This window comes from Collinsella sp. CLA-ER-H8 (assembly GCF_040092335.1).
Classification (GTDB): Bacteria; Actinomycetota; Coriobacteriia; order Coriobacteriales; family Coriobacteriaceae; genus Collinsella.
The window spans coordinates 42,185-51,566 of the sequence record NZ_JBBNLU010000016.1 but is presented as its reverse complement, the minus strand read 5'-3'; the positions used below and the strand labels follow the sequence as shown (position 1 = coordinate 51,566).

Here is a 9,382-nt window from a genome sequence, read left to right as displayed (position 1 = left end):
ACATAGAGCTCTATTACAATAGGGTGCGCATGCATTCCACCCTGGGCTACATGTCTCCAGTGGAATACGAGCGGCAATACGCTTGAGGATCCTTAAAAGAAAGTCCAGTTTATCCTTCCCACTCCACTTTCTTCATGCGCGTTGATTTGAGGGTGAAGCATGATGTCGAGGCCAGGAAGGCGGCCATAGGGCTCTTCGAGCTCGGACACGGGTATAAATCTGCCGCGATTGCCCTTTCGCTTCCCGCGGAAGCCGTGAGAAGATGGCAGGAGATATACCGCGCATTCGGGAGCGAGGTGCTGCTGCGCATGGACGGAAAGCAGGGCAGGTACACATACGAGCAGAAGGTCGCCGCCGCCTCCGCCGTCGTCGACGGCGGCATGACGAAGACCGAGGCGATGGCGGCGTTCGGCATAATGTCGATGTCGCCGCTCAAGAAGTGGTGCGCGCTATACCGCGAGGGCGGCGCGGAGGCCCTGCGCCCGAGGCCCAAGGGCCGGCCGAGCGGTTCCAGGGCGAGGCCGCGGACCCGCGAGGAGGAGCTCGAGGAGCGGTGCCGTAGGCTCGAGGCCGAGGTGGCCTACCTAAAAAAATTACGCGCCCTGGTCGAGAGGGACGGGCTCTGACCAGGGCGAAGGCCGAAGCGGTCGCGGCCCTGCGCGCCGAGGGGCACGCGCTCGGGCACCTGCTCGCATGCGCCGAGCTCAAGCGGTCGACCTACTACTACGCCCTCGTGCACCCGCCGAGGCCCACGCGCGCCGAGCTCCGGGAGGCGGCCGCCGAGATCTTCTCGCGCACCGCCAACGGCTGCGGGCACCGGCAGATAGCGATGTGCCTCAGGGCGGAAGAGGGGGCCGTGATAGCCAACAAGACCGTGCTCAAGATGATGCGCGAGATGGGGATTCGCTGCGGCATCAGACGCGAGACGGCCTACCACAGGTACAACTCGTACAAGGGCGTCGTCGGCAGGACGTTCGAGAACGTGATCGCGAGGGATTTCGACGCCGGGGCCCCGTGGCAGAAGCTGGGGACGGACGTCACCGAGTTCAAGGTGGCTGGCGGCAAGGCCTACTGGGCCCCGACGCCGGACTTCTGCACCAAGGAGATCGTGGCGAGCGACATATCGACCACGCCCGACATGTCCCAGCAGGTGAGGATGCTCGACGAGCTGCTGTCCAAGATCCCCGAGGGCGCCGCCCCGACCATGCACTCGGACCGGGGCTGGCAGTACCAGCACGCCTCATACACATCCAGGCTCGAGGCCGCCGGTATCGTCCAGAGCATGTCCAGGAAGGCGAACTGCATCGACAATGCCGCCACCGAGCAGCTCTTCGGCCACGTCAAGGACGAGTTCTACAGGGGCCGCGAGTGGAAGACGTTCGAGGATTTCAAACGCGACCTGGAGGAATACATAGTCCACTGGAACACGAGCCGGAGGCAGGTAAGATTGAAGGGCCTGACCCCGGAGGAGTACCGGAATCAGGCTCTCGCGGCCTAGTCGCTATTTAGGGCGTCCAAGATTTGGGACGCAGTTCACTTTCATGTGGCGAACGGTCGGGCTTCTTATTCCACTTGCCAATGCTCGGCTCATATTGGAAGAAAGCTACGCTAATGTTTGCGTGACACTCCTATTTTCTCCGAAGAAAGAGTCGGATAATGAAGAATAGAATTAAAAAAGGTGCCAGATATAACGCAAGTATAAAGGCTAATCCGACGAGACCTTGCAATAATGGCATAACTCCTCCCAGACACGAGATTTTGGTATTTGTTCCCATCTTATTCTGATTTGGACCAAATAGTTCCTAGCCACAAAACTACTCGTCAACTGGATCGCACCAATCTGCTGGCAAAACACAGCTTGATTCTTTATCGACATAGCACCAATCCGCAACAGGGCACTCGGCGATGTCGTAAAAATTGCATATATCAACTCCAAGACAACAAGGCTCAACGGGAGGATGTTCATTTGAACCAACAGGATGGATATGCTTCATAACAGCTCCTCACCTTAATCCAATTAGAGACTACGTTTGATCAATGCCACAGTGATCTACAACGCAGATGCTGCCGCCATCCATGTCATAGTCGCAGTAATCGTATGCACCACAGCCATCTGCTTTATCATAAACAGTACAGATGTCAGTAATGCCCAAGAGGCAGTCAAAAGACATCGGCTTCACGCCTGCCTCGTCGCCACTTCCTGGATTAATCGGATGAATATGCTTCACGACTACCTCCCTTTGAGTGCAGAAAACCTCAATATTGTGTATAACAAACCAAGATGTCTAGTTCACCATATTTCTAGAATGGTTTCGGCGAACGTAGCAATAAGCTTCGCAGACGGTAATCAGAAGAACGAACACCTCCACAATGGTGAAAGCAATGCGCTGAACCGCTTATTCCGATACAGTAGCTTCTCGTTGATTTTTCTCCTGCGAAGATGAGTGGCGGGAAATAAGGTCAAAAGCCATCTCGTAGCACATTTTTCTATATTCACATGATGCAGGGTGTAGACTCTTGGGCAAGTAGCCGTGCTCGTCTGCAGCCTCCCAGCTACAGCCCCCACCACAGAAAGACCGAGCCCAACAGTCCGTACAGTCAATTCTTTTTTCGACACCCTGACTCCAGTTTTCAATATACCTAGTTTCGTCAATTCCGGTGACGATGTTGCCCATTTTGAATCGCATCATCCCGACAAACCTGTGACAGGGGTATACGTCCCCTTCGGGAGTCACGGAAATAAAACGCCTGCCAGCCCCGCATCCGACAAAGGCGATCCTGTTGCTCATAATCAAATCAACTGCAGTTTTCAATGTTCTAAACAAGGGCTTTTCCCCTTGATCAATCTGTTTGAGATATTGATCCGCCAAATCTATTAGGCCCGCCCTGATTTTGTTTAATGAGTGTTCGTCGAGTTTGATATTCTCATCGAATGAGCTCACGGGCGAGAAGTAAATCCTTCTGAAGCCCATCTCTTTAAACTGAAGATAGTCTTCAACAAGGTTACAGTTATTATTTGTTAAGGTCGCTCTTGCGCCGAAGGGGAACGACTCGGAAAAACGACGAACGTTTTTGTCGATATCGGAGAAAGAGCCGCCTCCCGTCTTGTACGGGCGCGATGCATCGTGCTTGCATCCTGTACCATCGAGACTAATCAGAACAGAAAACCCGTGCTCCTTGAAAGAATTCACAGCAGTGTCATTCAAAAGCGTTCCGTTGGTCGTAATAGAATAGGTAAAGTTTCTATTGGGGTATATTCTTTTTGAATAGTCGACCGTTTTCCATATCAGCGGCTCGTTAATCATGGGTTCCCCACCAAAAAAGACGATCGCAAGCGTTTCGTTTTCCGATGAACTTGCGACGAGGTAGTCGACCGCCTTGAAGGCTATCTCGTCTGTCATCAGCAGAGGAGACGTTCCATAATCTCCTTTACCGGCAAAACAGTAACTACAACCAAGGTTGCATGCATGTGAAACGTGGAGTTCGATGGATCTAAGTTTTCGAGGCGTGTCTTTTGTTAAGAAAGTCCGCTCAGACAATCGTTGATACTCATCAATGTCGTCTTCAAGTTCTGCTATGGTCGTTTGGTCGTAGCCTTTCGCAGCAAGTGACTTTGTTAGCAACTTCGAGTTGACCGTTCTTCCTGATGCTTCAAATATGCGAAGCGCATCTTCTGATGCTTGGTCAACCTGAAAGCAATTGCGAGTGACCTCATCGAAGCAGTAACGACGATCACTTACTGAGAAAAAATGCATACGTTCCTCAATTTCATGCTGGACTGGCACTAACCTTGTTTATTGTTGCGCAGCTATAAAAAACTACCAGCGGGGATTCGGTGTGCGGCCCAATCGGACTCCCAAAAGGTTCTATTTGAGACTGGCAAGCTTTGTGTTGTTGGCACTTCGACAGCGCTCTTTATTCCAACATGGAGCCTCGCAGTTTGAGTCGACTTGCCTCTGGAAGGTCCGATCTTAACTTGATTTAGGATGAAAACAGATTACAGGCGCGCTCCTCTAGAAAGAAAGGAAACCAATCGCCGCCTTTCACCAGGAAAGTTTTTATAGCCCACCTCGAGCAAAATGAAAGATGCGAGAGCGATTGGGGAACAACGCGAATCTCCCCTTTTGGGTGGGAGCGAGCCTTCAGCCACCGGCGAACGACTCGCCCTGGTCAGAATCTGGAAGTGGTGCCGGGCCGCTTGGGCCTCCCCGGTGACTTCGTGGGGCTTACCTGCCTGACGTCGAGGAGTACATCCGCAAGATTCGTTCCCTATGCCGTTTGCTCTCACGCCCGCCTTAGTTCCAAGTCGGGCGAGCCGCCGCGCTCATGCGACCCGTGGCGGCGACACGTCGACGCCGCGCTCGCTGAGCACATCTTCGGTCGCGGGCGAGCACGAGGTCGCGCCGGCGCATCCGCTGGGACTGCTGTGCGTGCAAAACGGCTACGTGGTGAGCGTCCCGCGCTGGATTCAGCCGAGTGAGGAAGGCGTTGAGATCGGCGCGCTGGCAACGGGGGAGGGCGGCATCACCGACGACGTCTCGGCCCGCCATGCCCATATCTGGTGCGATGCTCAAAATATCTGGCACGTCGAGGACTTGTCGTCCACCAACGGAACCGTGGTGGTAAACGGGGCCACGCGCGTCTGCATTCAGGTCGAGCCCGGCCGTTCCGCCCAACTCAATCCCGGCGACGAGCTCAAGCTCGGCGAATCCACTACCTACGCCATTCTCTTCGGTGCTCTCTAGCCGGCGGATAGGGACGTTCCTTTTCTCTGCCGGCTGGGGACACTCCTTGGCGCGCCAGAGCCGGTAGCCTGGGGATGGAGAGGCCATTTTGGCCCTTGGCAGTCACCCAAGGTAAACCTTTACCGCCCGCCTATATTTGCCGAAATTACACTTGAAGGCGGGGTACAATAAACCCGCATGCGGATTTCCGTTGCGGGCGCTTCCCATCGCCGGGGCGTGCCCGGGAGCATCCGGCATGCGGCCTTTGCGGCGCTCGGTCATGTGCAAGACGGGCGGTCGGGCCTGTAGGGCGCATCAGCTGCCCCTCGCCTCGGCATGTCTTCTCTCCACGCCATGTACCTGCTGCTGAGCCTGCCTGCCAGATGATTGGAAGCAACAGCGTAAATCCCATCACGCCAACATCCCGGCGATCGCCGGGGCCTGTATACCTATATGAGAGGAGAGGGGTATATGGCGCGTAAGTTTAAGTCTATGGACGGCAACGAGGCGGCCGCATATGTTTCGTATGCGTACACCGAGGTAGCGGGAATCTATCCCATTACGCCGTCCAGCCCGATGGCCGACCATGTCGACCAGTGGGCGGCCCAGGGTCGCAAGAACATCTTCGGCACCCCGGTCAAGGTCGTCGAGATGGAGTCCGAGGCAGGTGCAGCCGGTACCGTTCACGGTTCGCTGGGCGCCGGTGCTCTGACCACCACCTACACGGCTTCTCAGGGTCTGCTCCTGATGATCCCGAACATGTACAAGATCGCGGGCGAGCAGCTCCCGGGCGTCTTCCACGTCTCCGCGCGTTGCGTCGCTTCGCACGCCCTGAACATCTTTGGTGATCACTCCGACGTCATGGCCTGCCGCCAGACCGGTTTCGCCATGCTCGCCGAGGGCAACGTCCAGGAGGTCATGGACCTCTCGCCGGTGGCTCACCTTGCCGCCATCGAGGGCAAGACCCCGTTCCTTAACTTCTTCGACGGCTTCCGCACCAGCCACGAGATCCAGAAGGTCGCCATGTGGGACTACAAGGATCTGGCCGAGATGTGCGACATGGACGCCGTCCAGGCTTTCCGCGATCACGCGCTCAACCCTGAGCACCCGCATACCCGCGGTAGCCACGAGAACGGCGACATCTTCTTCCAGAACCGCGAGGCCTGCAACAAGGTCTACGACGAGCTTCCCGCCGTCGTCGAGGGCTACATGAAGAAGATCAACGAGAAGCTCGGCACCGATTACGGCCTGTTCAACTACTACGGCGCTCCCGATGCCGACCGCGTCGTCGTGTGCATGGGCTCCTTCTGCGACGTGCTCGAGGAAGTCATCGACTACCTCAACGCTCACGGCGAGAAGGTCGGCCTGGTCAAGGTCCGTCTGTTCCGTCCGTTCTCCATCAAGCACTTCGTCGACGTTCTCCCCGAGACCGTCCAGAAGATCGCCGTCATGGACCGCACCAAGGAGCCGGGTTCCATCGGCGAGCCGCTCTACCAGGACGTCGTCTCCGCTCTCTACGAGGCCGGCAAGACGGGCATCAAGGTCGTCGGCGGCCGTTATGGCCTGGGCAGCAAGGACACGCCTCCCGCGTCCGCGTTCGCTGTCTTCGAGGAGCTCAAGAAGGACGAGCCCAAGCGCGAGTTCACCATCGGCATTGTCGATGACGTGACCAACCTGAGCCTGCCCGAGGTCGAGGATGCGCCCAACACCGCAGCCCCCGGCACCATCGAGTGCAAGTTCTGGGGTCTGGGTGGCGACGGTACCGTCGGCGCCAACAAGAACTCGATCAAGATCATCGGCGACCACACCGACAAGTACGTCCAGGCCTACTTCCAGTACGATTCCAAGAAGACCGGCGGCGTCACCGTCTCGCACCTGCGCTTTGGTGATTCCCCGATCCGTTCGCCGTACTACGTGACCAAGGCCGATTTTGTCGCTTGCCATAACCCCAGCTACATCGTTAAGGGCTTCAAGATGGTCCGCGACGTCAAGCCGGGCGGCACCTTCCTGGTCAACTGCCAGTGGAGCGACGAGGAGTTCGCCGAGCACATGCCCGCCGTGGCCAAGCGCTACATCGCGAACAACAACGTCAACGTCTACCTGATCGACGCTATCGACCTGGCGGCCAAGGTCGGCATGGGCAAGCGCACCAACACGGTGCTCCAGTCCGCCTTCTTCGCGCTGGCCAAGGTCCTGCCCGCCGAGGACGCCCTGCAGTACATGAAGGACGCGGCTACCAAGTCCTACATGAAGAAGGGCCAGGCCATCGTCGACGCCAACCACAAGGCCATCGATGCCGGCGCTACCGCCTTCCGTAAGTTCGAGGTTCCGGCCGACTGGGCAACTGCCGAGGATGCCGCTCCCGTCGAGCTCTCCGAGGAGACCAAGTCCGCTATCGCCCAGCAGGTCAAGAACCTGCTCGAGCCCATCGATCGCATGGATGGCGACAGCCTGCCCGTTTCCGCCTTCGTCGGTTGCGCCGACGGCCAGTTTGAGCTGGGCGCCTCCGCATACGAGAAGCGCGGCGTCGCCGTGGTCGTTCCCCATTGGGACGAGACCAAGTGCATCCAGTGCAACCAGTGCGCCTACGTGTGCCCGCATGCCACCATCCGTCCGTTCGCGATGACCGAGGACGAGGCTGCCGCCGCGCCCGAGGCTACCCGCACGCTCGACGCCATGGGCCCCAAGGCCAAGGGCATGAAGTTCACCATGGCCGTGTCCCCGCTCGACTGCATGGGCTGCACCAACTGCGTCAAGGTTTGCCCCAAGGGCGCCCTCGAGATGGTTCCCACCGAGCAGGAGATGGACCAGCAGCCCGTTTGGGACTACATGGTCGAGAACGTCTCCGAGAAGAAGGAGCTCATCGCGGCCAACGTCAAGGGCAGCCAGTTTAAGCAGCCCTACCTGGAGTTCTCCGGCTCCTGCGCCGGCTGCGCCGAGACCGCCTATGCACGTCTGGTGACCCAGGTCGCCGGCGACCGCATGTTCATTTCCAACGCCACCGGCTGCTCCTCCATTTGGGGCAACCCCGCTGCCACCGCTCCTTACTGCAAGGACAAGGACGGTCACGGCCCGGCGTGGAACAACTCCCTGTTCGAGGACAATGCCGAGCACGGTCTGGGCATGGCCGTCGGTTACGAGGCCGTCCAGCACAAGCTGATCGCTGCTACCCAGGACATCATCGCTGCCGATGGTCCGTCCGATGAGCTCAAGGCTGCCGGCCAGGCTTGGATCGACTCCGTCAACGACGCCGAGGCTTCCAAGACCGCTGCCGCTGCCTACGTTGCCGAGCTCGAGAAGTGCGGCTGCGACGCTTCCAAGGCGATCCTCGCCGACAAGGCTTACCTCACCAAGAAGTCCTTCTGGATCTTCGGCGGCGACGGTTGGGCCTACGACATCGGCTTCGGTGGCCTGGATCACGTCCTGGCTTCCGGCCACAACGTCAACGTCTTCGTCTTCGACACCGAGGTTTACTCCAACACCGGTGGTCAGGCCTCCAAGGCCTCGAACCTGGGCCAGGTTGCTCAGTTCGCCGCTGCCGGTAAGGTGACCAAGAAGAAGTCCCTGGCCGAGATTGCCATGAGCTACGGCTACGTCTACGTGGCGCAGGTCGCCATGGGCGCCAACCCGGCTCAGACCCTCAAGGCCATCCACGAGGCCGAGGCCTACGACGGTCCGTCCCTCATCATCGGCTACAGCCCCTGCGAGATGCACTCCATCAAGAAGGGTGGCATGCAGAACTGCCAGGCCGAGATGAAGAAGGCTGTCGAGTGCGGTTACTGGAACCTCTTCCGCTTCAACCCCGAGGCTGCTGCCGGCAAGAAGTTCTCGCTCGATTCCAAGGAGCCCGCGGGCGGTTATCAGGAGTTCCTGATGAACGAGGCCCGTTACGCTTCGCTGACGCGTTCCTTCCCCGAGCGCGCCGAGGAGCTCTTCAAGGAGAACGAGCAGGCCGCTATGGACCGCTACGCTCACCTGCTGAAGCTCAAGACGGTGTACAACGAGGCCTAGGTCTCCCACCGCAGGATCTGAGGGCCGACCTTCGCGGACGTCCTCGGACATGAAAGAACCCCCGCTGCGCACTACGTGCGGCGGGGGTTCTTTCGTCCTGCGGAGCGTCCGCAAAGGTCAGCCCTCAGATCCTGCTACGACTACGTCCTTGGATTGTGTGGGCGGATGAAGGACGTAGATGGTCGGGTATTCCGTCCACTTCGCTGTTTCGCGGCTTTGCCGCGAAACCTCGCGCCACTTTGGGGATGGATGGGGGACTTGGCCGTTGCCGCTTTTTCGGAGCTCTTCTTTATTCCTTTTGTTGGATGAAAAGCCCCTTGTTTTTGCAGGGGTGCATACTCGACTTATATGTGCATAGAATCTCGTATAGTGCGAGTAAGATATTGCGCTGTCCGTTTTGTGTTTAGCAGAGATGTAGTTTGCATAATCCGACATAATCCTCGCTGCATTTAAATAAAGTTGCACGTAAATGGCGTAGATATGTCTGAGCTGGTGTTCTGTACGCTGAGCGGATAAAAACGACCGTTCACCGTTCCGCTATTTTCAAAATGAATAAAATGAGCGATAAAGAGAATATAAACCTTAATAAACTCGCGTATCGCACGGACGCGGGTTATTAATGGGTTGTAGGCCTTTTACAGAAAGGA

The 9,382-nt window shown here is 57.6% G+C and carries 7 protein-coding genes; 4 read left to right on the top strand and 3 right to left on the bottom strand.

The window, feature by feature from the left end:
* Positions 1-152: 152 nt before the first annotated feature.
* Complete coding sequence (locus AAAX72_RS08865; RefSeq protein ID WP_271739769.1) at positions 153-626, top strand: helix-turn-helix domain-containing protein; 474 nt, start codon at positions 153-155, stop codon at positions 624-626.
* The gene (locus tag AAAX72_RS08860; protein WP_349130036.1) at positions 593-1,498 is read left to right on the top strand and encodes an IS3 family transposase; all 906 of its coding nucleotides are present in this window, start codon (positions 593-595) and stop codon (positions 1,496-1,498) included. The genes AAAX72_RS08865 and AAAX72_RS08860 overlap by 34 nt, the downstream gene beginning before the upstream one ends.
* Before the next feature lie 316 nt (positions 1,499-1,814).
* On the opposite strand, the gene AAAX72_RS08855 is transcribed toward AAAX72_RS08860, so the two are convergent.
* From AAAX72_RS08855 to AAAX72_RS08845, 3 genes are all read right to left on the bottom strand, one after another.
* Positions 1,815-1,994 (bottom strand): hypothetical protein, encoded by a 180-nt coding sequence (locus tag AAAX72_RS08855; protein WP_147324165.1) that lies wholly within the window; start codon positions 1,992-1,994, stop codon positions 1,815-1,817.
* Between the two features lie 30 nt (positions 1,995-2,024).
* Entirely contained in the window at positions 2,025-2,228 is a 204-nt protein-coding gene (locus AAAX72_RS08850) for a hypothetical protein (RefSeq protein WP_124785779.1), read from the bottom strand.
* Positions 2,229-2,396: 168 nt separating this feature from the next.
* Positions 2,397-3,755, bottom strand: a complete 1,359-nt coding sequence (locus tag AAAX72_RS08845) for an SPASM domain-containing protein (RefSeq protein ID WP_082421808.1) — start codon at positions 3,753-3,755, stop codon at positions 2,397-2,399.
* A 516-nt stretch (positions 3,756-4,271) separates the two neighbouring features.
* Here AAAX72_RS08845 and AAAX72_RS08840 point away from each other — a divergent pair.
* Positions 4,272-4,745: an FHA domain-containing protein gene (locus tag AAAX72_RS08840; protein ID WP_349091927.1), complete on the top strand. Its 474-nt coding sequence runs from the start codon at positions 4,272-4,274 to the stop codon at positions 4,743-4,745.
* A 450-nt stretch (positions 4,746-5,195) separates the two neighbouring features.
* Positions 5,196-8,735 carry a pyruvate:ferredoxin (flavodoxin) oxidoreductase gene (gene nifJ / locus AAAX72_RS08835; protein ID WP_217107484.1) on the top strand — a complete coding sequence of 1,180 codons (3,540 nt, stop codon included), beginning with the start codon at positions 5,196-5,198 and terminating at the stop codon, positions 8,733-8,735.
* Positions 8,736-9,382: the final 647 nt, after the last annotated feature.